The organism is Mesorhizobium sp. CO1-1-11 (genome assembly GCF_020164995.1).
Taxonomy (GTDB): domain Bacteria; phylum Pseudomonadota; class Alphaproteobacteria; order Rhizobiales; family Rhizobiaceae; genus Mesorhizobium; species Mesorhizobium australicum.
The window spans coordinates 69,565-95,713 of the sequence record NZ_JAIUHE010000015.1 but is presented as its reverse complement, the minus strand read 5'-3'; the positions used below and the strand labels follow the sequence as shown (position 1 = coordinate 95,713).

Below are 26,149 nucleotides of genomic sequence, written 5' to 3'. Positions count from 1 at the left end.
TTCCCATATTGCCTTGTGGTCCGGCCTTCACCATCTAGGCAAAATGTCGCCGCTCAAACCGAAAACAGCCGGCCGTGTGGCCCAGCACGATCTCTTCGGTGCCGCTCAGGATGATCTGCCGGAGGGTTTCGCCTACCAGACCGGACTGATCACTCCACAGGACGAAATCGAACTCGTCCATCATCTAGAGGCACTGCCCTTCAAGGCCTTCGACTTCCATGGCCATCTGGCAAACCGGCGTGTCGTCGGTTTTGGCCTTCGCTACGATTATGACCGGCGCGAGGTGGTCGAGGCACCGCCGATACCTGATTTTCTGCTGCCCTTGCGCGAAAAGGTCGCGGCTTTTGCGCGCCGGCCGGCCGAAACCTTCGCGCAGGTCTTGATCAACGAGTACCGGCCCGGCGCCGGTATCGGCTGGCACCGCGACAAGCCGCATTTCGAGGATGTCGCGGGCGTTTCGCTGCTGGCGCCCTGCGATTTTCGCCTTCGGCGCAAGAATGGGTCTAAATGGGAGCGTCGGACCATCACCGTCGAGCCGAGATCGGCCTATCTCATGACGGGGCCGTCGCGGTCGCAATGGGAGCACAGCATCCCGCCGCTTGCCGAGCACCGCTACTCGATTACCTTGAGGACATTGCGGCCTCGCAATCCCTGAGCATGCGCAGAGGTTTGCACGGGAAGTTCCGCATCATCTCGCCATAGTGCTCAACCCGACCCGCGTGCAGCGGGGCGGGTTGAACGATCCTGTGCTCTAACTCTTTGTTTTTACGCAATTCCGAACGGAAAACCGCTACGCACTTTTCCCTGGAATTGCCCTAGGTCAGCACCAGCACGATTTTGTATGTATCCGGATCGACGATGACGATCCGGCCGTCGGCGAGAACGAAATACTCGTACGCCTCGTAGGCCGGAACGATCTTGACGATGCGAGCCGGCAAGCGATGCAGCCTGACCTTGTGCCGCGGAACTTCGATGCCGACGGAGACGTCGAAGTCGACGTTCGTGACCGGCTCGACCTTGGTTTCCCTGATCACATGAGTGATCTGGGTCTTCTGTTCAACCGTCACATTGTTGATGGAAGCGGTCGAGGTCTTGTCCTGCGTGGAGGCCTTGCCTTGGGCCTGCTGATCGGTCTGGACCTTTGTCTTGTCCTGAGCCTGCTGATCGGTGGTAGTGCCGGCCTTGCCCTGTGCCTGCTGATCGGTCTGGACCTTTGTCTTGTCCTGAGCCTGCTGATCCGTTGCGGTGCCGGCCTTACCCTGTGCCTGCTGGTCGGTCTGGACCTTGGTTTTGTCCTGGGCCTGCTGGTCGGTCTTGGTGCCAGCCTTGCCCTGCGCCTGCTGGTCCGTCTGGATCTTCGTCTTGCCCTGGGCCTGCTGGTCCGTGGTGGTGCCGGCCTTGCCCTGGGCCTGCTCGTCCGTGTTGGCCTTGGCCTTGCCCTGGGCCTGCTCCTCTGTCTTGGCCTTGGTCTTGTCCTGAACCTGCTGATCAGTCTGGGACTTGGTGCCCTGTGCCTGCTCCTTCATCTTCGAGCCCTTCTGGCAGTTGGTCGTGCCCGAAGCGCAATTTGTGTCCGCTCCTGATTGGCTATCGGCGGGCTGCTGCGTCTGAGCCATCGCTGTCCCGCAGCCTAGCCCGATCGCCAGCATGCTGGTAATGAGAACATGTTTCATAGGAAATCTCCTTCGGAGAGTTCGTCCCTTCAAGAGGTAAAACTTCGGCCAAAAAAGATTGTTCCGAACTGGCTGCGTTAATGCACCGCTCCCGATGGGACCCCGAGATCGATCTTCACGGTCTTACTTCACGCCGATACCGGCGGTGAGGCCGCCATCTATCTTGTAGTCGGCGCCTGTGCAGAAGCCGGCCTTCGACGAGCACAGGAAAGCGATGAGTTCCGCCACTTCCTCCGGTTCGCCGATGCGGCCGAGCGGATGGGCCGCGCCGAAGCGCCTGTAGGCCTCTTCCACGTCGGCATCGCTGCCGCCGTCGCCACGCGCGGCCTTTTCGAGGATCGGTGTGCGGATCGAGCCCGGGCTGACCGAATTGACCCTTATGCCGGACGCGGCATAGTCGAGTGCCAGCGAACGCGTCAGCGTATGAATGGCGCCCTTGGTCGTGGCATAGGCGGCAACGTTCTGCTGACAGGCGAAGCCCTGCACCGAAGCGACGTTGACGATGGCGCCGCCGCCACGCTTGATCATTTCCGGGATGCCGAAATGGGCGGTCAGATAGATCGAGCCGACATTGACCGTCATAGCGCGGTTCCACGTTTCCCAGTCGGTTGTCGTCGCCGCTCCGTAGGGATGCACCGCCGCCGAATTGACGATGACGTCTATGCCGCCGAATTTCGCCACGCCGGCCACGACCGCGTCGCGAACCTGCTCGGAAACGGAGACGTCAACCGTTTGCACCAGCGCATCGGCTCCGGACTTGGCGAGGCTTTCCTGCATGGCGGCGTTGGCCGCGCTGTCGATCCCGCAGGCGACGATCGCGGCGCCCCCAGCCGCCAGGCGTTTGGCGGCTGCCAGGCCGATACCGGTCGTTCCTGTCACCAATGCCACCTTGCCGTCAAAATCCTTCATTGCGGAAGCTCCTTCATTGCTATCGAAACCGGCTCTTAGTTTGACACTCATCGTGGTCAAACAATAGGTTGCCGGTCTCTCGCAGAAAGGAAGTGGCAATGGAACAGTGTTGGCGTTGGTACGGTCCCGATGATCCGGTGACGCTTGAACATGTCAAACAGGCTGGCGCCACCGGCGTGGTTTCAGCGCTTCACCATATCTATGATGGCAGGGCCTGGCCTGAGGCCGATGTGCTCGAACGCAAGCGCATCATCGAGGCGGCTGGGTTGACCTGGTCGGTCGTCGAGAGCATTCCGGTTCACAATTCCTTCAAGATCGGCGCGCCGGAGCGCGAGCGCTATGCCGGCTATTATCGCGACAGCATCCGCGCGCTCGCGAAGGCCGGAATCCAGACGATCTGCTATAATTTCATGCCTGTGGTCGACTGGACTCGCACCGACCTGGCCTACCGGCTGCCGACGACCGGTTATGCCTTGCGCTTCGACGCCATCGACTTCGCTGCCTATGATCTCTTTGTCTTGCAGCGCAAGAACGGCGCGGCAAGCTATACGCCGTCACGTATTGCCCAGGCCGAGGAGCGCCTGAAGGCGCTGACACCGGAGCAGATCGGCCAGATCGAGCGCAATCTGATCGCCGGCCTGCCGGCTACGGAGCGTAGCTATAACAGGGACAGTTTCCGCGAGGCGCTGGCGGAATACGACGCGATTGGGCCTAAGGAACTGCGCGACAATCTTGCCTGGTTCCTGCGCGAGATCATCCCGGCGGCCGAAGAAGCGGGTGTGCGTATGTGCATCCACCCGGACGATCCGCCCTTCTCGCTTTATGGCCTGCCGCGCGTCGTTTCGACGGCCGAGGATGCGCGTTTCATCCTCGAGACGGTCGACAGCCCGGCCAATGGTTTGACGTTCTGCACCGGCTCCTACGGTACGCGCGCCGACAACGACATTGTCGCCATGGTCAAGGAATTCGCCGACCGCATCCATTTCGTCCATCTGCGCAACATCACCATCGAGGAGGACGGTTCGTTCTACGAGGCCGAGCATCTCGAGGGCGGCACGGACATGGCGCATGTCATCCTCGCTTTGATGCAGGAAGAGAAGCGCCGTCGCGGAGAAGGCCGAGCCGACTGGCAAATTCCGATGCGGCCCGATCATGGCCATCTGCTTGCCGACGACATCGGCAAGAAGAAGATCAACCCCGGCTATTCGCTCATCGGCCGGCTGAAAGGCCTCGCGGAACTGCGCGGCATCATGCGTGCGGTGGAGCGGTTCGGGCTGGCCTGAAGTCATCGGGCGGCAAGCTATCGTTTGCGATCTTTCGCCGGAATGTCGCGACAGGTCTGAGCGAGCGCTTCGCTTCGTCCGGCATTCGCGTGCCCTAGCCACCCGATTGTCGATGAAGCCAGGGCTGCCCTGCGACGAGAAGCGGCCTCGACGGGTGGTCAACAATTTCATCGAGCTGGCACGCAAATTTTCGAGGCCGGTCGTGTAGTGCTCGTCGGCGCACTTCACGCTTGGCCAGTGTCCGACGAAAGCGGGCGACTTTCGCGCCACTGGGACCAGCCATCGGCGCGGGGCACGCTTATGAGAAAAGGACAGTCCTTTGACGATCTTCCCTTTCACCGAAGCCAGTCCGATCCAGTTCCAGGCGCCGCTGCCGAAGACGTCGGATGTGGTCATTGTCGGCGGTGGCATCATCGGCGTGACCGCGGCCTTGTTCCTGGCCCGTCGCAACATACCGGTGACCTTGCTGGAGAAGGGACGCATCGCCGCGGAGCAGTCCTCGCGCAACTGGGGCTGGATTCGCCAGCAGGGCCGCGACGCGGACGAATTGCCCATCGTCATCGAAGCGCAGCGTCTCTGGCGCCAACTGGCCGAGGAGTGCGGCGAGGACATAGGCTTGACGCAGACGGGCGTGACCTATCTTGCGCGGACCGACAAGGAGATGGCCGGTTTCGCCAAGTTCCTGAAGATCGCCGAGGCCCATGGCGTCGACACGCGCCTCCTCGACCGGGGCGAGACCGCCAAGCTGATCCCGGCCATGTCACGCCCCTTCAAGGGCGCCATGACCACGCCGTCGGACATGCGTGCCGAGCCCTGGGTCGCCGTGCCGGCGCTTGCCCGCCTGGCCGCTCGCCAGGGTGTCACAATCATCGAGAACTGTGCGGCACGCATGCTCGACATCTCCGCAGGGCGTATCAGCGGTGTCTGGACTGAGCGAGGCCGCATCGCCACCTCGAACGTGCTTGTCGCCAGCGGTGCCTGGACGTCGCTGTTCCTACGCGCGCATGGCGTCTCGATCCCGCAGCTCAGTGTCCGCACGACCGTCGCTGCGACCGCGCCTATGCCGGAAATCCATGCCGGCGCTGCCGCGGACGAACGCATCGCCTTCCGGCGTAGAAAGGACGGCGGGTACACGCTCGCGGCGGGAGGCAGCCACCTGCTCTATGTCGGGCCGGATGCACTGCGTCACGCACCGAAATACCTGCCTGCCCTGAAGGCAAATCCTTTCGGCACGCGCTACCTGCCGGCGGCGCCGCGTGCATATCCGGACAGCTGGTCCACCCCGCGCAAATGGGATGCCGACAAGGAAAGCCCGTTCGAACGCATGCGCGTTCTCAATCCTGCCCCGGAACCCAGGGCCCTTCGCGCCATCGATCATGGGTTCAAGGCGCTTTTTCCGCAATTCGAGGCGGTGCCGCTCAGGGCAAGCTGGGCCGGCATGATCGATTCGATGCCGGATGTCGTGCCTGTGGTCGATCGCGCCGCAACGGTCGATGGCCTCGTCATCGCCACCGGGATGAGCGGCCATGGCTTCGGCATAGGGCCCGGCATGGGCCGCGTCCTGTCCGACTTGATCCAGGGCAACGAGACTGGGCACAACCTTCACAGGTTCCGTCAATCCCGGTTCAGCGACGGCAGCCCTATCCGGATGGGACCATCGCTTTAGGCGAAATTGCCCTGACGCCGGTTGGGGCGGCAGGTCAGGTCGGGCGACCTGATTGTGAGCTTTCGGGAAGTTGTACATTCGGATCGGACCATCCCCATCATGCGAGCGCCGCGCTGATGGCGAGAAGCGCGGCTTGCCGACCTGCGCGATGGTCGCGGCGTCACGTCCGCACCGGCTGAGATGCCTCCGTCTCGTGCACGGGCAGCGCCGCCGCCAGCCGGTCCGCCCATTCCTCGATGCCCGACCGTGTCGACAACAAGTCCTGCCTGATCTCGACAAGCACGGCGGGGATGCCGCGATCATCGCCATGGATGGGTACGGCGTAGTCGGCATCGCGGCTGATCACATAGGGTACGTTGGCCGCGACATCGAGTGCCGCGTCGGTGCGCAGGCCCGAAAGGATCGCCGCGGCGAGATCGGCTGCATGACCATGCAGCACACCCGCATGCCAAGGCCTGGCGACACCCAGGAACACCGGCGTGAAGGAATGGATCGTCACGATCCGCGTCGGCCGGCCCTCGGCCACACGGCGATCGAGGTGCGCGGCCACACGCTCATGGAACGGCGAAAACATGATTTCCGCGCGCCGGTCTCGTTCCGTTCTGTCGACGCCGGCATTGCCGGGAATGTCAGTGTCTTCCGACAGCACCGGAATGCTGCCCGTGCTGCCCAGTGGCCGGTTGAGATCGATCAGCAGTCGGGAATAGCCGCTGAGAAAGGCCGCAGCATCGAGCCGGGCCGATAACAGGCGCGTGACCTCCGCAGCGCCGATGTCCCAAGCGATGTGGCGCTGCAGATGGCTGGCATCGAGCCCGAGCCGGCGGTACTCCGCCGGCATATGGTTGGACGCATGCTCGCACAGCAGCACGATCTCGCAACGGCCATGCTCGTTGAGCACCTCGACGGCTTCGGGCCAATCTTCTTGGGGGCGCGAGCTTTTTTCGGCCTGCGCAGTCATCAATAAAGCGTCCGGTAGAGATCGCAGATGGCAGCTGGATCAAGGCCTGCCAGGCGCTCGGCTTCATGCTGCTTCAACCCGACGAAGGTCTCGATGAAGATCGGGGCGAACCATCCCGTAACGGTCTTGTCGGCCAGGAGCGCATCCAGTGCCGCCGGCAAGGTCTCGGGAAGCCGCACCAGACCGAGTTCCGCCCGTTCCGTCTCGCTCATCAGCGTCGGGTCGCCAGTGACCAGCGGCGGTGATGGCAAGTCCGCCTTCAGCCCCTCCAGCCCGGCGCGGATGATCGCCGCCAGCGACAGATAGGGATTGCCGGTTGCGTCGGCCGCCCGATACTCGACATTGTACTGCCGTGCCGGATCGCGTCCGCCGATCGTTACCGTCGGACAAATGCGGAGCGACGCCTCGCGGTCGCGGTCGGCGAGCCAGGTGTAGGACGAACTCCAACTGTGCGGCTTAAGGCGATAGAAGGACGACACGCTCGACGCCGTCACGGCGGTCATCGCGGGCAGATGGCGCAGCACGCCGGCGCAGAAGGCGCCAGCCTTGGCGGACAGGCCGCCGGGACGCGCCGGATCGTAAGTTGCCGGCTTGCCGGCTTCGTCGACGAAGCTGAAATGGATGTGCACGCCGTTGCCGACGGCATCCGGGGCGACCTTGGGCGCGAAGCTCGCGCGCCAGCCGGCATTGCGTGCCACTTCGCGCGTGATTTCGCGGATGGCGACGGCGCGATCTGCTGCCGTGAGCGCATCGGCCGGCTCGTGCGTCACTTCGAATTGCTCACTGCCGAATTCGGCGATGACCACTTCGGGGCCGACACCTGCCTCTTCGAGTGCCGCCATCAGATTGGGGGCGAACGGGTCGGTGCGGCGCAGGGCGGCAAAGGACATCGAATGTGCCGGCGCGAAGCTGCCGCCGGCAATGTTGAATTCGTGCTCGAAGGCGGCGATGACGGAAAGGCCGGTGGCCGCCTTCAATTCCGCCAGCGCATCCCGGAGCATGGTCCGCGTGCAGCCAAGCCACGGGCTGCCATCGAGCTCGACGATGTCGCCGGCCACCATGTCGAAGGGCGTCGCCGATCCCGTCCGCTCGGTGCGGAAGCGCGCCTTGAGATCCGGGATCAGCCGAAGGTCACCGGACGAACCCCAGGGATTGGGATCGACGATCGAATTGAACGGCGTCATCGACAGATTGGCCTGCAGCCAGCCGACCCCTGTCGCGGCGGTCTTTTGCAATCTACTTTCGACCACGAAGCGGCCCCGCGTAATGGCGGAGAGATCCGTGGTGACGACGGCGACGAGAGGCTCGACGGCAGATGTCATGCCTTTTTTCCCAGAGCGTTGAAGCGGTCGACGACGGTGTCGGTGTCCGTGACCCAGCAATAGCCGCCAAAGGCCTTCAGCGCGATGTCGTGGCGCTCCTGGGTAATGGTGGCGCAGGCATCCGATACGCAGGTGACGAGATAGCCGCGGTCGGCGCCGTCGCGCACTGTCATGTCGACGCACTGGTCGGTCAGCACGCCGACCACGACGAGATAGCGGATGCCAAGGTTTTTCAGCAGGTAGTCGACATTGGTCGAGTTGAAGATGCCCGACGAGGTTTTCGGCAGCATGATCTCGTCGCCGACCGGCCCCAGCGATGGCACTGGCAGGCCTTCGGGGAGGCTGGGCGCAACATGGATCGGTGTCAGCTTGTGGTCGAGCGAGCGGTCGCGGCCGTCTTCGGTCAGGCTCTGGATGATGGTGTGCAGCACTTCGACGCCATTGGCCCTCGCCGCCGCCAGCAGGCGCTCCTGGTTGGGGATCGTCTGCGAGCATGTCTGCCGGTAGAAATAATGATCGGGTCCGCGTTCTGGATGCGAAGGATCGGCACCCGGCTCCAACCAGATGCGTTGCATGTCGACCAGCAGCAGCGCTGTCTCGCCAGTACGAAAAGCTTCGTCTCGCTTGGGTAGGGCTTGGGTCATGCCTTCTCGTCCTGCTTTGCTGCTTTGGGTCCAGGTATCTTGCGCGGTCCTGATGTCTTGCGCATGCCGCTCCCTTCCGCATCGCTGTCGAGCGTCACCGCATTGGCGTGCCGCACTTTCTCGATCCTCTCGATGCGAGCCCGAGCGTCGTCGCCCAGCGTCGAAACGATCTGGGCCGTCAGCGCCTCCATCTGTGCGATCGCCGGCGCCAGCGTGTCATAGGGCGAGGCGACTTCGAGCGGGCTGACGATCGTGACTTCGGCAAGGTCCGATATCGGCGACAGCCATTGGTCGGTGAACAGAAGAATGCGTACATCGAGCGCGGCGGCTTGGCGCGCATAGGCCATCACGTCGAACTGGTAGCGGCGATAGTCGAAGACGACGAGCACGTCGCGACGACCGAGGTCGGCCAGCGTGTCGAACGACTGCGGAGAGAGCACGCCGAGATCGCGGACCCCGGTGCGGAACTGCACGAGATATCCAGCCAGCATCCCGGCGATGTGGCGGCTGAACCGGCCGCCGACCAGCAAGATTTCGCCCTTGGCCTCCATCAAAAGGCGGGCGGCACGCTCGTAGGTCTGGACCGGTGTCGCCGCGGTGGCTTTCTGCAGGGCCGTGGTAACGGAATCGAGATAGGCAAGCACCGCGCTGTCGCTGGAACCGCTTTGCCGCTTGGTCTCCATCATCAACAGCGGCGAATGCAGCCTGGCCTCGACCTCGGCGAGCAGCTTTGCCTGAAAGTCCGGGAACCCTTCATAGCCGAGCTTGACGACCAGCCGGACAACAGTGGGATCGCTGACGCCGGCGCGTCGCGCAAGCGACGATGCGGTACCGAGGCCCGACGTCGGATAGTCCGTCAGCAGCAGCCTGACGATCTTCTCTTCCGACGGCGTCAGCGCCAGATCCCCGCGCATCAGAACATCGCGTATCGCCATAGGCCTCCCCTGAAATATATGCTGTGTCGAGTCTATTTCAGATATTTTAATTATGGTCAATAATGAAGAGGTATTGACATATTTTCCGAGACTGCCGACGATGATGAAGGTTTACAACCCGCATCGCCAGGGCTGACTGGTGTACCGGCAAGGAACAAATGATACCCAATCTCAACATCGTGCCGTTCGTCAGCGTCGACAATATGATGAAGCTCGTGCTCAGGATCGGCGTCGAGCGGTTCCTGGTTGAGCTCGCCGGCTATATCGAGGACGACTTCCGCCGCTGGGAGCTGTTCGACAAGACCCCGCGCGTCGCTTCGCACAGCGCCGAGGGCGTTATCGAGTTGATGCCGACCAGCGACGGCGAGGTCTATGGTTTCAAATATGTCAATGGTCATCCCAAGAACATGCGCGAGGGCCGCCAGACCGTGACTGCCTTCGGCATGCTGGCCGACGTCCACAACGGCTATCCCGTGTTGCTGTCCGAGATGACCATTCTGACCGCACTGCGCACGGCGGCCATGTCGGCCCTTGCCGCGAAGCACTTGGCGCCGGCCGAGTCCCGCTGCATGGCGCTGATAGGCAACGGCGCCCAGGCTGAGTTCCAGGCGCTGGCCTTCAAGGCACTGCTCGGCGTCGACAGGCTGCGGCTTTACGACATCGACCGTTCGGCAACACAGAAATGCATTCGCAATCTCGCCGGCCTCGGCTTCGACATGACGGCCTGCACGAGCGCGCAGGAAGCGGTTGAGGGTGCGGACATCATCACCACCGTCACCGCCGACAAGCAGTACGCCACCATCCTGACCGACAACATGATCGGCTCGGGCGTACATATCAACGCCGTTGGCGGCGACTGCCCCGGCAAGACCGAACTGCACCGCGACATCCTGCTGCGCTCCGACATTTTCGTCGAATACCCGCCGCAGACCCGCATCGAAGGCGAGATCCAGCAGCTCGCGCCGGATCATCGGGTGACTGAGCTGTGGCAGGTGGTCACCGGCGCCGTTGAGGGCCGGCGCGACGCCGGCCAGATCACGCTGTTCGATTCGGTGGGTTTCGCTATCGAGGACTTTTCGGCGTTGCGCTATGTCAGGGATCAACTGAGGTCGACCGGCCTGTACCAGGAGCTCGATATGCTCGCCGACCCCGACGAGCCACGCGACCTGTTCGGCATGCTGCTCAGGGCAGCCCAATAGCGTGGAGGTCGCGCGCCTGCTGGCGGTCCGTATCTGCGCGAATGATCGCGGTCATTGTCAGCTTGCCGGCGCGCGCGCAAAAATTGTTCATCGCGGCGGTCTCGAAGGGCCGATCGTTTCTTTCTTGGCAATCTGGAGTCGATGACACTTGCAGGCATTGCCGGCGGGTGTGACCGCCGAAAAGTGCACGCCTGTCCAACAGTCCTGGTTTGCGGACGGTAACATCCGCACAAAGCCGGGAAAGGAGCCTGATATGCCCAGAATAGTACCCGTGCTCGACTTGAGCCGCTTTGAACAAGGCGCGTCGGAACGCCGGACATTTCTGGCGGATCTGCGTTCCGCGTCGCGCGACATCGGCTTTTTCTACCTGGCCGGACATGGCATTTCGTGGGCGGAAATCAGTGAAGTGCTCACCGCGTCGCGCCGCTTCTTTGCCTTGGCCGAGGCCGACAAGCTCGCGATCGAAATGGTGAAATCCCCGCAGTTCCGTGGCTATACCCGCGCCGGCGGCGAGCTGACCAAGGGCAAGGCCGATTGGCGCGAACAGCTCGACATCGGCGTCGAGCGTCAGCCCATAGCGCAAGGGCCAGGAATTCCCGCCTGGACGCGGCTGCAGGGGCCGAACCAGTGGCCCGCTGCGTTGCCGGAACTCAAACCCGCCCTGCTGGCATGGCAGGCCAAGGCAACAGCAGTGGCCATCAGGCTGTTGAAAGCCTTCGCGCTGTCGCTCGATCAACCCGAGGACGCTTTCGACCCGATCTACCGCGAGCAGCCAAACCACCGCATGAAAATCGTGCGCTATCCCGGCCGAGAGGCGACCGGCGATGACCAGGGTGTCGGCGCGCACAAGGATGGCGGTTTCCTGACGTTGTTGCTTCAGGATGACAATAAGGGGCTGCAGGTCGACTATGACGGAAGCTGGGTGGATGTGGACCCCATTCCCGGTACGCTCGTCGTCAACATCGGCGAATTGCTCGAACTGGCCTCAAACGGCTATTTGCGGGCGACCGTGCATCGTGTCGTGACGCCGGCGGCCGGCATTGAACGCATTTCGGTGCCGTTCTTCTTCAGCGCCAGGCTCGATGCGACGATACCGATGCTTAGCCTTTCCGAGGATCTGGCGGCGCAGGCGCGCGGGCCGGCCAGCGATCCGGACAATCCGCTGTTTCGCGATGTCGGAACCAATGTGCTGAAAAGCCGGCTGCGCTCGCATCCCGACGTCGCTCGGCGCCACTATGTGGATCTGCTCGAGCCGGAAAGCCGGGCCGGCTGAGTCTTGGACGAGAAAGAACGGGATTTTGCCGTTCGGACCGATTCTTAGAAAATCATTCGTCGTATCCCTCGGGGAATCGGCTCAAAAAGGAACAACCGTTCGGTGTTTTCCTCCCATTTCACTGAGCGGTGTTCCCCTCTGAAGGTTATGACCTTCTTTTTTTGGCCGGGCCGTTTCGCGCCCGGCCATTTTTCTTTTCGCCCTGCGTGTTGCCGGTGCGGCGCCGATCCGGCAGAGTTCAACACGCGCCGACCGTTGCAATCACTGGAAGAGGAGAGGGTCTCATGACATCCAACGTCGCCGTGATTGCCGGAGCGGGCTCCGGATTGAGCGCCTCGCTCGCGCGTCTTCTCGCCAGGGAAGGGTTCCATGTCGTCCTGGCCGCCCGAAACATCGAGAAGCTCGATGCCTTGCAAGCGCAAGCCGGCGCGCAAGCCGTGGCGACGGATGTCTCGGATCCGGCATCGGTCGAGCATCTGTTCGATATCGCGGACAAGGCTGGCCCGCTTTCCCTTGTGATTTTCAACGCCGGCGGCCGCGCTCGCGGTCCAATAGCCGAACTCGATCCCGAGGCTGTCCGACAGGCTTTGCTGGTCGGGGCCTATGGCGGGTTCCTGGTAGCTCAACAGGCGGCCCGCCGGCTGATCGCTCAAGGGGCGGGGTCGATCCTCTTCACCGGAGCGACAGCAAGTGTGAAGGGGTTCGCCGGCTCCGCCGGCTTTGCGATGCCCAAATTCGGATTGCGCGGGCTGGCGCAATCCATGGCCCGCGAACTGGCGCCCAAGAACATCCACGTTGCGCATTTCATCATCGACGGCGCCATTGCTTCGGCCGCTTCCGGACAGGAGCCTGGGCCGCAGGATCGCCGGCTGTCTCCGGATGCGATCGCAGAGGCCTATCTCGCCATCCACCGCCAGCACCGCAGCGCCTGGACCTGGGAAATGGAACTCAGGCCGTGGGTCGAAAATTTCTGACTGGATCAGCGATCCATGCGACTTTTGCATGGCTCGTCTGCACGGACCTTGAGGAGAGTCGACATCGGATGAGGATGTCACTATATAGCGGCGGCTTCGCGGGCTCACGCCTTGAAGCGCAACGTCATAAGGCGGCTGTAGCGACAGCCATTGAGATTAAGAAGCGGACTGGAAGCCGTAAAAGGTAGAAGCAATTACTCGGAGCGGGAAGACCCCGCCAACGGTACAGTCCTTCAGAATCAGAAAATGTTCTTCACCCCTCGATTTCCTTCGGCTCTGTGGACCCTGGACGGCTTCGGCTTGCCGGCTGGCCGCGACTCGGCTCGAATGGGAATATGCATCCTTCGCGGGATGCCGACGCTTATGATTACCAACCGGCTTTGCCGCCAGGGAACAGCAGTATGAGTGAACACGCGATCGAGTTCTTGCGGGGATGGATCGGCGAAAAGGTCCATTGCCAGTCCCACGCCAGGATCGAGAAGCAGGCCGAGACGTTGGCCCGCGAATGCGCCGCCAAGGCGGCCGAGGTCGGCATACCCTTGGAGGACATCCAGGAGGAAGTCGGCGACATCCAGGAATTGATCGCTTCCCGGCTCGAGGAAGCGGCCGAGGCCGACGAAAACCAGCAGGCCTCAAGCAAAGCCGCGGAATAACTGCGGGTCAAACCTGTTCGAAACGCGCGGGCTTCGGCCCGCGTTTTCGTCTCAGCCATTCCTCTCAGCCAAACTTTTCTTCCAGCCAGGCCTTTGGCAGCGCCGGCACGAAATTGCCGTCGCGCCCGGTCATGTCGTCATTGGCGATAAGAGCGTTGAGGATGGATTCCTCCACCGTCTGAATCACCGCATCGAAGAACGGGTCGATGTCTGTATCGGGGATGAAATCGGCGCTGGCGATGCGGCCGGACAGCCCCAGCGCCGCGGCGGGATTGGCCGTCGAGAAGGCGAGGAAGATATCGCCCGAACTGTGATAGCCGAAGCCGCCCGTCAAGGCGACGCCGAGCGGCACACGGCGCGCCAATCGCTTCATCTGATGCGGCAGGAAAGGCGCGTCGGTCGCGATGACGGCGATGATTGAGCCCTTTTCCGCGCGCGACGTGGCTTCGCGGATCGCCGGTTCGGTGAGTTCGGGCCCGGCGCGCAGGCCGCGAATGGTGAAATTATGCCGCTTGCCGAAATTCGACTGCACGAAGGCGCCGACCGTGTAGGTGCGCCCCTGCCATGCGACGATGCGCGAGGCCGTGCCGGACCCTGCCTTGAAGCCGAAGGTGATCATGCCGGTGCCGCCGCCGACGCTGCCTTCCTCGACCGGTCCGCCGGCGGCGCCGTCAAGGGCGTCGGCGACGTGCTCCGACGTTAGATGGTGGCCGTTGATGTCGTTGAGAAATCCGTCATAAGTCTCCGCCGCCACCGGCAGCCCCCAGGCGCTGTCGATCGCGGCCGGCAGCACCCGGTTCATCCAGCGCAGCGTGCCGTCACGCGAAACACCGCAGGAATGCGTGTTGGTGATGGTAATCGGGAAGTTGAAGGCGCCGGTTTCCTCGATGATGTGCGAGCCGGTCATCTCGCCATTGCCGTTCTGGCTGAAAATGCCGGCGAAGACCGGGGTGGCCAATTCGGCGCGCGGCCTCGGCAGGATTGCGGTCACGCCGGTGCGCACCGGCCCCTTGCCGACGATAAGCGGACCATCGCCCGATATCAGCGTCGCATAGCCTACAGCGATGCCGGGCACGTCGGTGATCGCGTTGAACGGCCCGGGCGTTCCGTCGAAGCCGATAGCGAAGCTTCGCGCGCGCGGCTTGCCGGACGGCGTTGCCAGATGGTGCGGATTGTCGATCATGCTCTTAGAACAAGGATCCCTGATTGCCGGGTTCCTTCGCCTTTGCCGCCGGTCTGGCTACGGGCTTTGGCCGCGCCGCGCCACTGGTTGCCACCGCATCCGCCGTGCCATCGGCGAACTCCAGCGACAGCGCCATCCCCGACACCACGTCGGCGGCCTGCTTGATGACCGCGCCGTCGGCGTCCTTCACCAGCGCGAAGCCGCGCGCCAGGACGGCCTTGTGCGAAAGCGTCGCCATCAGCCGGTCGGCCTGGACGATGCGGCCGCGCAACCGCTCCAGCCTGAGCAGCATCGCCTGGCCGCCGCGTCTCGTCAAAGCCGTCAGAAGATCCCTCTGCACACGTTGGCGCCGGGCTGTCGGCTCGATCGTGATGCGGCCCTGCAGCAAAGCCAATTGCTGTCTGTGCCGCTGCAGCGATGCCTTGGCGCATTTTGGCAACTGATCCGCGGCACGATTGAGCTCCGCGCGCCGGCTTCTGGCCAGAGCGCGCAGCGCCCCTTGCGCCCGCAAAAGGCTACGGTCGTTGGTGCGCCGCGCTTCGGCAATCCGCTGCGACAGCATTGCCGGCGTCAATTTTACAGCGAAGAATCGCGCCCGCTTGCGCTCGGTGGAAACCATCAGGCCACGACCGAGCCTCGATGTCGCCTCGTCCAGGCGCCGGCGCGGCAGCGCCAGCAATTGATCGGGCGAGGGCATCGCACGCGCCGCCGCACGGGCTGCCTGCCGCTTGCGCTCGAAATTGCGCAAGACGGCGGCCTTGAGCCGCGCGCCGAGGCTGGCCAGCGTCGCTTCGAGGTCAGCCTTCACCGGCACGGCGATTTCGGCCGCGCCCGTCGGTGTCGGCGCCCGCACATCCGCGACAAGGTCGATCAGCGTCCAGTCGGTTTCGTGGCCGACAGCCGAAATCACCGGAATGCCCGAGGCGGCGACCGCGCGGGCGAGTGCCTCGTCGTTGAAGCCCCACAGATCTTCCAGGCTGCCGCCGCCGCGCGCCACGATCAGCAGATCGGGGCGCTGAATGGGGCTGTCCCATGCCAGCGCGTTGAAACCGGTGACGGCACTGGTCACTTCCGCACTCGCCGTGTCACCTTGAACCCGCACGGGCCAGACCAGCACATGCAGTGGAAAGCGGTCCTTGATGCGATGGATGATGTCGCGGATGACCGAGCCGGTCGGCGAGGTGACCACGCCGATGACGCGTGGCATGAACGGCAGCCGGCGTTTGCGCACCGCATCGAAAAGCCCCTCCGCCTGCAGCCGGCGTTTGCGCTCCTCCAGCAGCGCCATCAGCGCCCCGGCGCCGGCCGGCTCGAGATTGTCGATGACGATCTGGTAATTGGACTTGCCGGGATAGGTGGTGAGCTTGCCGGTGGCGATCACCTCCATCCCTTCCTCGGGACGAAATTTCAGCCGGCTCATCGTGCCTTTCCAGACCACGGCGTCGAGCCGCGCACGGTCGTCCTTGAGCGCGAAATAAGCATGGCCGGAGGAATGCGGCCCACGATAACCTGAGATTTCGCCGCGCACGCGCACATTGCCGAAGACGTCCTCGACCGTGCGCTTCAGCGCGCCTGATATTTCGCTCACCGTGTATTCGGTGGCGTTGGTGCGTGATTCGGATGCTGCTTCGCTCATCGGTCGATTGGGGGCCGGTTGGACGCCGACGTCAAGGCGGCCGTGTCAGGCCCGATAGTCATGACCCGGTTTTTACCAGCCCGGCAGGATCTGGTTCGGCTTGCTTCGCTTCATCTTGGCGAAGGCGAGGGCCGCGAAATCGAACGTTCCCGTCTCCTCGCCGAGCGGCACGGAGATGTTGTCCAGGCTTTCCGAGATGTGGCGGGCAAGCGCATCGACGATCTCCGGCCGCGAGGTCTGGCCGCGCATGATGCCGATGCGGCAGTCGGGCAGGGCGCCGAAGCCGTCCGCCTCGCCCAGCACCCGCATGCCGGGCCTGAGCGCGCATTCCGGCAGCACCGAGATCGCCAGCCCCGACAGCACGGCGGCGGTGATCACGGTCGCCGAGAAACTGGTGAACAGGATCCGGTAGTCGCGGTTCTGCTGGTCCAACACGTCGACCGCGGCGCGCCTCCAGATGCAGTTCGGCCGGCCGAAGGCCATCGGCAGCGTCTCCTGTTCATGCGTCGCATGGTTGGCCGAGGAGACCCAGAGCAGCGGTTCACGCCGCACCACCTCCGACTGGCCGCGCACATCATTGTGCGTCACCAGCGCCAGGTCGAGATTGCCGCGCTTGATGTGCTCGACCAGCCCCGGGGTCGGTTCGCAGATGACGGTCAGTTCGACGCGCGGATTGGAGCGCGTGAACCGTGCCATGATCTCGGGCAGGAAACGGTCGGCATAGTCGTCAGGGGTGCCGATGCGGATGGTACCTTCGAGCCGCTGGTCGTCGAAGGCGGCGAGCGTTTCGCGGTTGAGATAGAGCAATCGCCTTGCGTAGGAGAGCAGTTTGTCGCCTTCCTCCGTCAGCCTGTTCGAGCGCCCCTCCTTCTCGAACAGCGGCTTGCCGATCCGCTCCTCCAGCCGGCGCATCTGCATCGACACCGCCGACTGGGTGCGGTGCACTTCTTCCGCAGCGCGGGTGAAGCTGCCGGTATCGGCAATCGAGATGAAGGTCTGCAATTGATCGAGATCGAGCGGCGCTTTCATCGGTCCAATCCATCACTGCTGTTGATATTAAAGATTAGAAACATTCGTTGGATTAATCAATCGGTCGATGGCAAATTGGCATTGTCCAAATGAAAGCCATGCATGTCGCCCAAAAGTGGACACCGGTTTTGAGACGACGACATGCATTTCTAAAATTGTATTTGAGACCGGAACGGCCGCTGTCGCCAGCGCCGATCGTCGGGTTTCGTCCGTTCGAGTCTGAAGGAGACCGACATGACCACGATCGATTTCGCCACCGAGACCTCGCGCATCACCTCGCGTCCGGCTGTTGCGACGCGCGTGGCCAACATTGTCTCCAACACCTACCGCGCCTGGAAAAACCGCCGCGCCTTCTACCGCCTTGGCGAGATGTCGGATGCAGAACTCGCCGATATCGGCCTGACGCGCGCCGACCTTTGTGTCGCCATCGACGTGCCGTTTGGCCGCGATCCCACGGTAATCCTGCGTGAAATTACCAGCGATCGCGTCGAAACGATCGAGGAAATCGCCCGCAAGGTGGCCTGATTGGTTCAGCTTCGGTTGCGTTGAACCCTTTCACGGTTCAGCGCGACCAAGGTTCTGCAGGCTCCCCACTCCCTGCCGGCTCCCCGCCGGCCTGCCTGCACGCTGCCCGGTCCTCCCAAGGACCGGGCTTTTCCTTTAAGGTTTACCGAAGGCCGGGCGACTACCGCCGGTCCATGTCTCGCTTGAACTGGTCGAAGATCGTTTCCACGCCCTTCTGGTATTCGTCGCGCTGCTGGGCTCCGGTCTGGAACATCTTGCCGAAAATGTCGTCGAACGGGTTCCGTGGCCGTCCGCTCGGATTGGCTTGGGGCTGTGGTGCCTGGCTCTGCTGCGGTTGCGGCGCCGGCTGCCCGCCGGGCATCCCGAGGCCGCCGCCTCCACCTTGCCGCAGCATCTCCTCGAAGATTTTCCCCAGCGGGTTGTCGCCGTAGGGGCTCTGTGTCTGCTGGGACTGGGGCCGGCTTTGTGGTTGCTGCGGCGCGCCGCCACCGAACATGTCCTGCAGCACCTTGCCGAGCGGATTGTCGCCATAGGGGTTGGGCGCCGGCTGCGGCTGGCTTTGCGGCTGCGGTGAGCCGCCACCGAACATGTCCTGCAAGACCTTGCCGAGCGGGTTATCCATGGGGTTCTGAGGCGGTGGCGCCTGGCGCTGTTGCGGCGCCGGCGTGCCGCCTTGTCGCATCATCTGCTCGATGATCTCGCCCAGTGGATTGTTGCCGCCGCCGCCAAGACCAGCCGCTGCCTGCATCTGGTTTGTCGTCTGCTTGAACAGTCCGCCCATTACCATCGAGGCGATAGCAGGCAGCATCTGCTGCAAGATCTGCTGGCTGACGCCGCTCGCCTGCGCGGCCTGGCTGGCCACGGCGCGCGACAGGTCTTTCGAACCAAACAGATGTCCCAGAATGCCGTTGCCCTCGTCGACGCCTTGCGGCGAGAAGGCGCGCGTGGCGTCCTCGAAATATTTGGCGTGCTGGCCGCTTGCCATCGCCGTCATGAAGGCGCCGAGCCCATAGGGATCGGCGGTGTTGCGTTGCAACCCTTGTGAAAAGGCTGGCAGCAGTGCGGCGACCGCCGCCTGCGTCTGCTGCAGCGAAAGCCCGTATTGCTGGGCAAGTGCCTGCATGCCGTTGCCGTTCTGGGCCTGCGCCAGCATGTCGAACAAGGTAGGCATCGGCTTCTCCTCCGGGAAATCCTCGAAAGAGAGCCTAATTCGTTTCAGCGCCCGATTGAAGTTACTTTTGCCACCCGCCATGGCTCGCGGTTAATAGGCATACTCCATGAACACCGGCTCGATCGAGCCGCCCCAGCGCGTGTGGTAGGCCGACAGCATCTCCTCCGCACTGGTGGTGCCGCGCGCCACGACCTCGTCGAGCGTGTTGAGGAACGAGGTTTCGTCGTAGCCGTCACGGTTCTTCTTGCCGCGGTTCTTCAACCCGGTGCGCGAAATGGCCATGACGTCGCGGGCGACCTCGCGCAACGTCGTGTTGCGGAAGGGCGCGGCGATGCCGAGTTCCGGCACGGCGTTGCGCATGGCCAGCACTTCCTTGTAGGTCCAGCTCGACGTCAATGCCTCGGCCGCGTCGAGTGCCGCCTCGTCGTAGAGCAGCCCGACCCAGAAGGCCGGCAGCGCGCAGATGCGCCGCCAGGGACCGCCATCGGCGCCGCGCATTTCAAGGAAACGCTTGAGCCGCACGTCCGGGAACAGCGTCGACAGATGGTTGGCCCAGTCGCCCATCGTCGGCAGCCCGTCCGGCACTTCATTGCGCGCGGCCCCGGCCATGAACTGGCGGAAGGTGATATGCGTCATGTCGTGATAACGGCCATCGCGAATGACGAAATACATCGGCACGTCGAGTGCCCATTCGACATAGTTGGCGAAACCGAAATCGGGCGAGAAGCAGAATTCGAGCAGGCCCGAGCGCTGGTTGTCGGTGTCGCGCCAGATGTCGCCGCGCCAGCTCTGCAGCCCGTTCGGCCGGCTGTCGGTGAAGGGCGAGTTGGCGAACAGTGCGGTCGACAGCGGCTGCAGCTTCAGCGACACCTGCATCTTGCGGCGCATGTCGGCCTCGCTCTCGAAGTCGAGGTTCACCTGGATCGTGCAGGTGCGGTACATCATGTCGAGGCCCTTGGTGCCGACCTTGGGCATGTAGCGCGTCATGATCTCATAGCGCGACTTCGGCATTTTCGGTGTCTCGGCCAACGACCATTTCGGGCTGCCGCCGAGGCCGAGGAAGCGGATGCCCATCGGCTCGGCGATCTCGCGCACCTGCGCCAGATGGGCGTTGCCCTCGCGGCAGGTCTGGTGGATCGTCTCCAGCGGCGCGCCGGAAAGCTCGAACTGGCCGCCGGGCTCGAGCGAAATTGCCCCCTGGCCCGTCGGTTCGACCAAGCCGATGATGCGGCCGTCATCCATGATCGGATCCCAGCCAAGCTTATTCTGCATGCCTTCAAGGATGGCGCGGATGCCGCGTTCACCACCATAGGGCACCGGTGCGTTGCCATCGACATAGAACGGGAATTTCTCGTGCTCGGTGCCGATGCGCCATTTTTCGCGCGGCTTGTTGCCTTCGGCCAGGTGCTCGACAAGCTCGTCTATGCCTTCGATGGGCCGGAAATCGGTTGTGTCGCGCGCCATTCTCAAGCCCTCAAAGGCGGTTGGACCACCGCCGGCGCTAAATGGACGAAATGTCAGTAGCCGATCAAGCGAAAAATCCTGAGCCACAGGTCAAGAGGAATTGAAGGCCACGCCCAGCAAGCACCTCTTGCAAGAGACAGAGCACTACCAGTCGCCGATTGTTGCCTGCATCACCGCAAGCGCTGCCACGGCCGCCGTGTCGGCACGCAGGATACGCGGCCCGAGCGGAATGGCGGTCACGAAGGGAAGCGCGCGCAGCATCTTGCGCTCCTCGTCGGAAAAGCCGCCCTCGGGCCCGACCAGCAGGGCGAGCTTCTTCTCCTTCACCGTCTGCAATGCTGGCAGTGGGTTGTTGGTCGAGGCGTCCTCGTCGCAGAAGATCAACCGGCGTTCCTTGTCCCAGCCGGTCAGCAGGCGCTCGAATTTTTCCGCGTCGCGAACCTCCGGCACCGCCAGGATGCCGCATTGTTCGGCGGCCTCGACGACATTGGCGCGCAGGCGATCGAGCGACGGCTTGGCCACCTGCGTGTGCTGGGTGATGACCGGCTGCAGGACGCCGGCGCCCATCTCGACCGCCTTCTGCACGAGATAATCCAGCCGGCCCTGCTTCAGCGGTGCGAAGCAATAGACCAGGTCAGGCAAAGGCGGCTGCGGCCTTTGCAGCGCCAGCACTTTCAGCCGCACCGAGCGCTTCGATTTCGCTGATATCGCGGCCGACCACTCGCCGTCGCGGCCATTGAAGACAAGGATCTCGGCGCCTTCGGCGAGCCGCAGCACATGCAGGAGATAATGGCTCTGCTGCTGGCCGGGTTCGACCTCGATGTCCAGTCCGAGGTCGTCGGGCACGAACAGACGTTGCATCTTGTAGTTGGCGCGCATGGCCGAGGAATGGGCGAGGCGGCCGCCGGCGTCAAGCCTTGGCGGAGGGATGCCACACAGGCTGAAAGCCGTGACGCAGGATGGCAACCGTCGTTTCCGGGGTCAGCAGCACCAGCGTCTCGTCCTCGAACCGACCCAGGCTGGTAGGCGGGCCGTATCCGGCAAAAGACCATGGCAACGCCTTGCCGTGGCACAAGGCGTAGGTGCTGCCGCCGGTTGCGATCATCGCGCCGTCGGGCAGGCGGGCAAGCGCGTCCATCGCGACCGCAGGCCGTTTGCCACCCGACGCCAACCGCTCCTTGTGCAGCCGTTTGTCCACCTGCGGCGCGCGCGGCTCGGCAATGACGAAGGCTTGGCCGAAGCGCCTGACAAAATCCCTGGCTCGTTCGCGCTGGCAAAAGAAGCAGGGACGATGCCCGGCGGCGAGCGCCGTCACCTCGTCGAGGAAGAACAGTTCGGTCCAGCCGGCCTTGCCATCGGCCCGGTTGCGGCCCATCGGCTCGCGCCGCACATTGCGGAATTGGCACACGCAGATGATCCAGGCCTGAAGCGCCCAGCGCTTTTTCAGGAGCGTCTTTGTCGCGGGGTCGTGGATGATGCCGCGATTGCCGGTGAACAGGCCGCGCTCCGGCACGGCATGAATGGCGCCGAACGGATCGACCCGGTTCTGCAGTGGCATGGTTTTCTCCTGGGATACGCATCTTGGCTGCGATACTGGCGGCATGATATCGCTGGTTTCCTCATTTTCATGTCAGCAGGGTTTGCCATGCGGGTGCTGGTGGTCCAGAACTTCGACAATACCGGCCTTGGCCAGGTTGGCGCGGCGCTCGCGGAAGCGGGTGCCGATCTCGATGTGCGCCTTCCCTACAAGGGTGATGCGCTGCCACGGGACGCAACCGGCCATGATGCCATGGTGGTGCTCGGCGGTGGCCAGAATGCACTGGACGACGAAGACTATCCCTATTTCCCGGCGCTGCTGGAACTGACCCGCGATTTTGCCGGCAAGGACCGCGCGGTGCTCGGCATCTGTCTCGGGGGTCAACTCGTCGCCCGCGCCTTTGGCGGCGAAAACCGCATTGGCGGCGCCAATGAATTCGGCTGGCGCGGCGTGTCGTTGACCCCGGATGCCAAGGCCGACCCAGTGCTGTCTGCACTGCCGGAAACATTCCCGATCTTCCAGTGGCACGACGATACATTCGAGCTGCCGAAAGACGCCGTGCGGCTCGCCGGCAACGATGTCGCCGAAAACCAGGCGTTTCGCGTCGGCCGCGCCGTCTACGGCTTCCAGTTCCATTTCGAGGCCGACCGGCCGCTGGTGAAGGACTGGAGTTCCTCCTTCGCCCCGACCATTGCCGCGCGCCATCCCGACTGGGCCGGCGAGCTCGAGGACGAAATGGCCCGCAATGGCCCTGACGCCGATGCTGCCGGCCTCGCCATCGCCCGTGCCTGGGTGGCGACGATCTGAGCATTCGCTTCCGCGTCCTACCGCGTGACATAATTGGCACGTGGGACGGAATCCGTCTGGGGAAAACCCTTTCATCCTTGGCTTGTGTCCACCCGCTATCCTAGAAGGCGCGCGCTATGTCGGCTGTGCAACCGGGATGAACCTTTTGTGTGACCCGTGCGACACACCATCGATACAGAACACGCCTAGAAGCGCGAAATCGTCGAAACTTTGAAGCGATTTTTCCGTTTCAACGCATTGGTAACCGCCTCGTGCACAGATGCAGAAAGCTCAACAAGAGATGACCTCCGTGAAAGCAGCTCTTCTGTCCTTTGCCATGCTGTCCGCCATCGTGCTTTGCGGCCTTGGCATCTATGCCGCCGATGCCGCCAACAACCACAATGCGGTCGACGGCTACGGTGTCACCGCCTCCCTGCGCTAAAGCCCAGGCATTCCTCGCGCCAGTATCCCTCGCGCCAGTATCCTCGCGCCCTTGGGCGCCGGAGCCTCAAGGTTCCTTTATCGACATTTCCAGGATGCGTTTGTCCGCGCCGTCCACGACGAGCGCGGTAAGCATGCCTGACTGCCAGGCAAGCGTGTCGACATTGACGCGGTTGGCCATCACTTCCGCCTCGGGGACCGGCGTGTGGCCATGCACCACGATCTTCGGGAGGAGACCGGTGTGATCGTGGAAGACGTCACGGATCCAGATCAGGTCCTGGATATTCTGTTTTTCCAGCGCAATGCCTGGCCTTATGCCGGCATGGCAGAAGAAGAAGTCGCCTGACGTCACCGAGAACGGCAGCGACCGCAGGAAGTCGATATGACTTTGCGGCACGGCTGCGAGCAGGGCTTGGTGGCCCTTGCGCATGGCTGACTCGGCCTTGCCGAACCAAATGCCGCTGCCGTTGTTGATCGTCACCCCATAGGATTGCGCGGTCTGGATGCCGCCAAAACGGATGAAGAGCCCTTCGGGGTCGGGTGTCTCGAGAAAGTCGAGAAAGCCGAGGTCGTGGTTGCCGGCCAGCATCATGTTTCGCTGATCGCGTTCGCGCGCCTCGATCAGGAAGTCGATGACGCCCTTGGAGTCGGGCCCTCGATCGACATAGTCGCCAAGATGGATGATGCGCCAGTCCGCGACCAGGTCCCTGGCGATCTCGGCCTCGATCTGTCCGTGCATGGCGGCCAGCAGGTCGAGCCGGCCATGCACGTCGCCGATCGCGTAGAGACGCACGCCGTCCGGCCCGCGTGCGTCGAGGAAATGGATGCCGGGTTCCGCCAAGGTTCTGATATCTCCGTGGTCAGATGTCACGGCCTTAGCGCCGGAGTTGGTCCTTGCCCATGTCGGTGACCAGACGTTTTCCGCACAGCGCCAGCGTGATGTCCATCTCCTTGCGGATGATTTCCAACGCCTTGGTAACCCCTTCCTTGCCGAGCGCGCCCAGGCCGTAAAGAAACGGCCGGCCGATATAAGTGCCTTTGGCGCCCAGGCAGAGTGCTTTCAACACATCCTGGCCGGAGCGGATGCCACCGTCCATATGCACTTCTATTCTGTCGCCGACCGCATCCGCGATCTCTTCCAGCGCCATGATGGAGGACGATGCGCCGTCGAGCTGGCGGCCGCCATGATTGGAAACGATGATGGCATCGGCGCCGGTGTTGGCCGCCATCAGCGCGTCCTCCTTGTCGAGGATGCCCTTGAGGATCAGTTTGCCGCCCCAGCGCTCCTTGATCCAGGCGACGTCCTTCCACGACAGGTGCGGATCGAACTGTTCGGTCGTCCATGACGACAACGAAGCCACATCGCCGACGCCCTTGGCATGGCCGACGATGTTACGGAAGGTACGGCGCTTCGTGCCAGCCATGCCCATCCACCAGCCAGGCCGCACAGCGATGTTGGCGATGTTGGCGAGCGTCATCTTGGGCGGCGCCGAAAGCCCATTGCGGACGTCCTTGTGGCGCTGGCCGAGGACCTGCAGGTCGAGCGTCAGCACCAGCGCCGAGCACTTCGCCGCCTTCGCCCGGTCGATCAAATTGAGGACGAAATCCTTGTCGCGCAGCACATAGAGCTGGAACCAGAACGGTTTCTTCGTCACCGACGCGACATCCTCGATCGAGCAGATGCTCATCGTCGAAAGCGTGAACGGCACGCCGAATTCCTCAGCCGCCTGCGCTGCCAGCATCTCGCCGTCGGCGTGCTGCATGCCGGTCAGGCCTGTCGGCGCAAGCGCCACCGGCATCGACACTTTCTGGCCGATCATGGTCGATTCCAGCGAGCGGTTGCTCATGTCGACCAGCACGCGCTGGCGGAACTTGATCTTCTGGAAGTCTTCCTCGTTTGCCCGGTAGGTGCTCTCGGTCCAGGCGCCGGAGTCGGCATAGTCGAAGAACATCTTGGGCACGCGCCGGCGCGCGAGATCCTTGAGGTCTGCGATGGTGAGAATGTCGCTCATGATGGTCCCCGCTTGATCGAATTAACTAGGAGCGGCTGCGCGCTGGTTCGCTGCCGCCGGTTTCCGAGCGCTGCCTTAGCCTCAGCCGCGACACGCGTTGCCAGTCGCCGCTGCGCTCGGCTTCCGCCATCGAGCGCTCGACATAGGTCATGTGGTCCATCGCCGCCTGGCGGGCGGCGGCCGGATCGCCAGCCCTGACCGCGGTGTGGATCGCCCGGTGCTGCGCCAGCAGCGCCTCTCGCGCGCCCGGCACGGTGAACACCAGCAGCCGGTTCTGGAACACGCCTTCCGATAAGAGGCGGTAGCAGGAGCGCAGCGTGTGCAAGAGCAGGATGTTGTGCGCGCATTCGCAGATCGCGTGGTGGAATTCAACGTCGATTTCCGCCTCGTCGTCGAAGTCGCCGGTGCGATGCGCCTCATCCATGCGCGCCATGATGCGGTCGAGCAGGGCGAGGTCTTCGGGTGTGGCACGCCGTGCCGCGTATTCGGCGGCTATGCCCTCGACCTCGCGGCGATACTCCAGATAGTCCGTCACCGCCTTGCGATGCGTCGAGATCAGGTCCGCCACCGGCTTGGTAAACAACTGGCCGATAATGTCGGCGACATGCGTGCCGCCGCCGGCCTTGGTCGTCAGCAACCCACGTCCTTCGAGCGCCTTCAGCGCATCGCGCAGGATGGGCCGCGACACATCGAACTGACGCGCCAGTTCGCGCTCGCCCGGCAGCCGGTCGCCAGTGCGCAGCACGCCTTCGAGGATGAGGCTTTCGATCTGCTGCACGACTTCGTCGGCGGTGCGCGAATGCTCGATCCTGGAGAAAATATCGCTCAAAGGAAGCGCCTGGGGACGGAATGAATGTCGCGCAGATTAAAGCGTCT

General features: G+C 63.4%; 26 protein-coding genes. 10 read left to right on the top strand and 16 right to left on the bottom strand.

The window, feature by feature from the left end:
- Positions 1-43 precede the first annotated feature (43 nt).
- Positions 44-655 carry an alpha-ketoglutarate-dependent dioxygenase AlkB gene (locus tag LB554_RS18955; protein WP_015316474.1) on the top strand — a complete coding sequence of 204 codons (612 nt, stop codon included), beginning with the start codon at positions 44-46 and terminating at the stop codon, positions 653-655.
- 160 nt (positions 656-815) lie between these two features.
- On the opposite strand, the gene LB554_RS18950 is transcribed toward LB554_RS18955, so the two are convergent.
- Both LB554_RS18950 and LB554_RS18945 read right to left on the bottom strand, forming a co-directional pair.
- A complete protein-coding gene (locus tag LB554_RS18950; RefSeq protein WP_224586196.1) occupies positions 816-1,673 on the bottom strand; it encodes a DUF1236 domain-containing protein in 858 nt (285 codons plus the stop codon).
- 123 nt (positions 1,674-1,796) lie between these two features.
- Entirely contained in the window at positions 1,797-2,582 is a 786-nt protein-coding gene (locus tag LB554_RS18945) for an SDR family NAD(P)-dependent oxidoreductase (protein WP_224586193.1), read from the bottom strand.
- A gap of 98 nt (positions 2,583-2,680) precedes the next feature.
- Here LB554_RS18945 and uxuA point away from each other — a divergent pair, with 98 nt between their 5' ends.
- Positions 2,681-3,865, top strand: coding sequence for a mannonate dehydratase (gene uxuA / locus LB554_RS18940; RefSeq protein WP_015316477.1), 1,185 nt, complete (start codon positions 2,681-2,683; stop codon positions 3,863-3,865).
- Positions 3,866-4,184: 319 nt separating this feature from the next.
- On the top strand, positions 4,185-5,531 hold the full coding sequence (locus LB554_RS18935; protein ID WP_140821129.1) for an NAD(P)/FAD-dependent oxidoreductase: 1,347 nt from the start codon (positions 4,185-4,187) through the stop codon (positions 5,529-5,531).
- A gap of 160 nt (positions 5,532-5,691) precedes the next feature.
- Here the strand turns inward: LB554_RS18935 and LB554_RS18930 are convergent, their stop codons facing one another.
- Genes LB554_RS18930 through LB554_RS18915 form a run of 4 tightly spaced genes read right to left on the bottom strand, consistent with a single transcriptional unit; the run spans position 5,692 to position 9,390 of the window.
- The gene (locus LB554_RS18930; RefSeq protein WP_224586191.1) at positions 5,692-6,489 is read right to left on the bottom strand and encodes an N-formylglutamate amidohydrolase; all 798 of its coding nucleotides are present in this window, start codon (positions 6,487-6,489) and stop codon (positions 5,692-5,694) included.
- Positions 6,489-7,811: a glutamine synthetase family protein gene (locus tag LB554_RS18925; protein ID WP_224586189.1), complete on the bottom strand. Its 1,323-nt coding sequence runs from the start codon at positions 7,809-7,811 to the stop codon at positions 6,489-6,491. The genes LB554_RS18930 and LB554_RS18925 overlap by 1 nt, the downstream gene beginning before the upstream one ends.
- Entirely contained in the window at positions 7,808-8,455 is a 648-nt protein-coding gene (locus tag LB554_RS18920; RefSeq protein WP_015316481.1) for a cysteine hydrolase family protein, read from the bottom strand. The genes LB554_RS18925 and LB554_RS18920 overlap by 4 nt, the downstream gene beginning before the upstream one ends.
- Positions 8,452-9,390 (bottom strand): MurR/RpiR family transcriptional regulator, encoded by a 939-nt coding sequence (locus LB554_RS18915; RefSeq protein WP_140715566.1) that lies wholly within the window; start codon positions 9,388-9,390, stop codon positions 8,452-8,454. Before LB554_RS18915 ends, LB554_RS18920 begins: the two co-directional genes overlap by 4 nt.
- 158 nt (positions 9,391-9,548) lie before the next feature.
- Here LB554_RS18915 and LB554_RS18910 point away from each other — a divergent pair, with 158 nt between their 5' ends.
- From LB554_RS18910 to LB554_RS18895, 4 genes are all read left to right on the top strand, one after another.
- Positions 9,549-10,589, top strand: a complete 1,041-nt coding sequence (locus LB554_RS18910; RefSeq protein ID WP_140821123.1) for an ornithine cyclodeaminase — start codon at positions 9,549-9,551, stop codon at positions 10,587-10,589.
- Positions 10,590-10,842: 253 nt separating this feature from the next.
- Positions 10,843-11,862 carry an isopenicillin N synthase family dioxygenase gene (locus LB554_RS18905; protein WP_224586188.1) on the top strand — a complete coding sequence of 340 codons (1,020 nt, stop codon included), beginning with the start codon at positions 10,843-10,845 and terminating at the stop codon, positions 11,860-11,862.
- A 284-nt stretch (positions 11,863-12,146) separates the two neighbouring features.
- Positions 12,147-12,836 carry an SDR family NAD(P)-dependent oxidoreductase gene (locus LB554_RS18900; protein WP_224586186.1) on the top strand — a complete coding sequence of 230 codons (690 nt, stop codon included), beginning with the start codon at positions 12,147-12,149 and terminating at the stop codon, positions 12,834-12,836.
- Between the two features lie 401 nt (positions 12,837-13,237).
- Positions 13,238-13,489, top strand: a complete 252-nt coding sequence (locus LB554_RS18895) for a DUF768 domain-containing protein (RefSeq protein WP_015316487.1) — start codon at positions 13,238-13,240, stop codon at positions 13,487-13,489.
- A gap of 64 nt (positions 13,490-13,553) precedes the next feature.
- Here LB554_RS18895 and LB554_RS18890 read toward each other — a convergent pair whose 3' ends face one another.
- The 3 genes from LB554_RS18890 to LB554_RS18880 all read right to left on the bottom strand — a co-directional run bounded on the left by LB554_RS18890 (position 13,554) and on the right by LB554_RS18880 (position 17,337).
- Positions 13,554-14,672, bottom strand: coding sequence for a P1 family peptidase (locus LB554_RS18890; protein WP_224586184.1), 1,119 nt, complete (start codon positions 14,670-14,672; stop codon positions 13,554-13,556).
- Between the two features lie 4 nt (positions 14,673-14,676).
- A complete protein-coding gene (xseA, locus tag LB554_RS18885; protein ID WP_224586182.1) occupies positions 14,677-16,308 on the bottom strand; it encodes an exodeoxyribonuclease VII large subunit in 1,632 nt (543 codons plus the stop codon).
- A 72-nt stretch (positions 16,309-16,380) separates the two neighbouring features.
- Complete coding sequence (locus tag LB554_RS18880; RefSeq protein ID WP_140614583.1) at positions 16,381-17,337, bottom strand: LysR substrate-binding domain-containing protein; 957 nt, start codon at positions 17,335-17,337, stop codon at positions 16,381-16,383.
- A gap of 234 nt (positions 17,338-17,571) precedes the next feature.
- Here LB554_RS18880 and LB554_RS18875 point away from each other — a divergent pair, with 234 nt between their 5' ends.
- Positions 17,572-17,862 (top strand): DUF1127 domain-containing protein, encoded by a 291-nt coding sequence (locus tag LB554_RS18875; RefSeq protein ID WP_140614582.1) that lies wholly within the window; start codon positions 17,572-17,574, stop codon positions 17,860-17,862.
- Positions 17,863-18,022: 160 nt separating this feature from the next.
- Here the strand turns inward: LB554_RS18875 and LB554_RS18870 are convergent, their stop codons facing one another.
- The 4 genes from LB554_RS18870 to LB554_RS18855 form a co-directional block, all read right to left on the bottom strand.
- On the bottom strand, positions 18,023-19,033 hold the full coding sequence (locus LB554_RS18870; RefSeq protein ID WP_224586180.1) for a DUF937 domain-containing protein: 1,011 nt from the start codon (positions 19,031-19,033) through the stop codon (positions 18,023-18,025).
- A 90-nt stretch (positions 19,034-19,123) separates the two neighbouring features.
- The gene (locus LB554_RS18865) at positions 19,124-20,497 is read right to left on the bottom strand and encodes a glutamate--cysteine ligase (protein ID WP_224586178.1); all 1,374 of its coding nucleotides are present in this window, start codon (positions 20,495-20,497) and stop codon (positions 19,124-19,126) included.
- Positions 20,498-20,641: 144 nt separating this feature from the next.
- Positions 20,642-21,376, bottom strand: coding sequence for a 16S rRNA (uracil(1498)-N(3))-methyltransferase (locus tag LB554_RS18860; RefSeq protein ID WP_015316494.1), 735 nt, complete (start codon positions 21,374-21,376; stop codon positions 20,642-20,644).
- Positions 21,377-21,407: 31 nt separating this feature from the next.
- Complete coding sequence (locus LB554_RS18855; protein ID WP_015316495.1) at positions 21,408-22,055, bottom strand: hypothetical protein; 648 nt, start codon at positions 22,053-22,055, stop codon at positions 21,408-21,410.
- A gap of 87 nt (positions 22,056-22,142) precedes the next feature.
- Between LB554_RS18855 and LB554_RS18850 the strand changes: the two genes are divergently transcribed.
- On the top strand, positions 22,143-22,841 hold the full coding sequence (locus LB554_RS18850) for a type 1 glutamine amidotransferase (protein ID WP_224586273.1): 699 nt from the start codon (positions 22,143-22,145) through the stop codon (positions 22,839-22,841).
- A gap of 289 nt (positions 22,842-23,130) precedes the next feature.
- The gene (locus LB554_RS29470) at positions 23,131-23,262 is read left to right on the top strand and encodes a hypothetical protein (RefSeq protein ID WP_013893872.1); all 132 of its coding nucleotides are present in this window, start codon (positions 23,131-23,133) and stop codon (positions 23,260-23,262) included.
- Positions 23,263-23,328: 66 nt separating this feature from the next.
- Here LB554_RS29470 and LB554_RS18845 read toward each other — a convergent pair whose 3' ends face one another.
- The 3 genes from LB554_RS18845 to LB554_RS18835 are packed head-to-tail and all read right to left on the bottom strand — an operon-like array spanning position 23,329 to position 26,102.
- Complete coding sequence (locus LB554_RS18845) at positions 23,329-24,102, bottom strand: metallophosphoesterase (protein ID WP_224586177.1); 774 nt, start codon at positions 24,100-24,102, stop codon at positions 23,329-23,331.
- 34 nt (positions 24,103-24,136) lie between these two features.
- Entirely contained in the window at positions 24,137-25,273 is a 1,137-nt protein-coding gene (locus LB554_RS18840; RefSeq protein ID WP_015316498.1) for an alpha-hydroxy acid oxidase, read from the bottom strand.
- Positions 25,274-25,298: 25 nt separating this feature from the next.
- Positions 25,299-26,102 (bottom strand): FCD domain-containing protein, encoded by an 804-nt coding sequence (locus tag LB554_RS18835; protein ID WP_015316499.1) that lies wholly within the window; start codon positions 26,100-26,102, stop codon positions 25,299-25,301.
- Positions 26,103-26,149 lie beyond the last annotated feature (47 nt).

Excerpts from the sequence above, each read along its gene's own strand:
- LB554_RS18955 (WP_015316474.1), top strand. The coding sequence starts at position 44 with ATGTCGCCGCTCAAACCGAAAACAGCCGGCCGTGTGGCCCAGCACGAT.
- LB554_RS18950 (WP_224586196.1), bottom strand. The coding sequence starts at position 1,673 with ATGAAACATGTTCTCATTACCAGCATGCTGGCGATCGGGCTAGGCTGC.
- LB554_RS18945 (WP_224586193.1), bottom strand. The coding sequence starts at position 2,582 with ATGAAGGATTTTGACGGCAAGGTGGCATTGGTGACAGGAACGACCGGT.
- uxuA (WP_015316477.1), top strand. The coding sequence starts at position 2,681 with ATGGAACAGTGTTGGCGTTGGTACGGTCCCGATGATCCGGTGACGCTT.
- LB554_RS18930 (WP_224586191.1), bottom strand. The coding sequence starts at position 6,489 with ATGACTGCGCAGGCCGAAAAAAGCTCGCGCCCCCAAGAAGATTGGCCC.
- LB554_RS18925 (WP_224586189.1), bottom strand. The coding sequence starts at position 7,811 with ATGACATCTGCCGTCGAGCCTCTCGTCGCCGTCGTCACCACGGATCTC.
- LB554_RS18920 (WP_015316481.1), bottom strand. The coding sequence starts at position 8,455 with ATGACCCAAGCCCTACCCAAGCGAGACGAAGCTTTTCGTACTGGCGAG.
- LB554_RS18915 (WP_140715566.1), bottom strand. The coding sequence starts at position 9,390 with ATGGCGATACGCGATGTTCTGATGCGCGGGGATCTGGCGCTGACGCCG.
- LB554_RS18910 (WP_140821123.1), top strand. The coding sequence starts at position 9,549 with ATGATACCCAATCTCAACATCGTGCCGTTCGTCAGCGTCGACAATATG.
- LB554_RS18905 (WP_224586188.1), top strand. The coding sequence starts at position 10,843 with ATGCCCAGAATAGTACCCGTGCTCGACTTGAGCCGCTTTGAACAAGGC.
- LB554_RS18900 (WP_224586186.1), top strand. The coding sequence starts at position 12,147 with ATGACATCCAACGTCGCCGTGATTGCCGGAGCGGGCTCCGGATTGAGC.
- LB554_RS18895 (WP_015316487.1), top strand. The coding sequence starts at position 13,238 with ATGAGTGAACACGCGATCGAGTTCTTGCGGGGATGGATCGGCGAAAAG.
- LB554_RS18890 (WP_224586184.1), bottom strand. The coding sequence starts at position 14,672 with ATGATCGACAATCCGCACCATCTGGCAACGCCGTCCGGCAAGCCGCGC.
- xseA (WP_224586182.1), bottom strand. The coding sequence starts at position 16,308 with ATGAGCGAAGCAGCATCCGAATCACGCACCAACGCCACCGAATACACG.
- LB554_RS18880 (WP_140614583.1), bottom strand. The coding sequence starts at position 17,337 with ATGAAAGCGCCGCTCGATCTCGATCAATTGCAGACCTTCATCTCGATT.
- LB554_RS18875 (WP_140614582.1), top strand. The coding sequence starts at position 17,572 with ATGACCACGATCGATTTCGCCACCGAGACCTCGCGCATCACCTCGCGT.
- LB554_RS18870 (WP_224586180.1), bottom strand. The coding sequence starts at position 19,033 with ATGCCTACCTTGTTCGACATGCTGGCGCAGGCCCAGAACGGCAACGGC.
- LB554_RS18865 (WP_224586178.1), bottom strand. The coding sequence starts at position 20,497 with ATGGCGCGCGACACAACCGATTTCCGGCCCATCGAAGGCATAGACGAG.
- LB554_RS18860 (WP_015316494.1), bottom strand. The coding sequence starts at position 21,376 with ATGCGCGCCAACTACAAGATGCAACGTCTGTTCGTGCCCGACGACCTC.
- LB554_RS18855 (WP_015316495.1), bottom strand. The coding sequence starts at position 22,055 with ATGCCACTGCAGAACCGGGTCGATCCGTTCGGCGCCATTCATGCCGTG.
- LB554_RS18850 (WP_224586273.1), top strand. The coding sequence starts at position 22,143 with ATGCGGGTGCTGGTGGTCCAGAACTTCGACAATACCGGCCTTGGCCAG.
- LB554_RS18840 (WP_015316498.1), bottom strand. The coding sequence starts at position 25,273 with ATGAGCGACATTCTCACCATCGCAGACCTCAAGGATCTCGCGCGCCGG.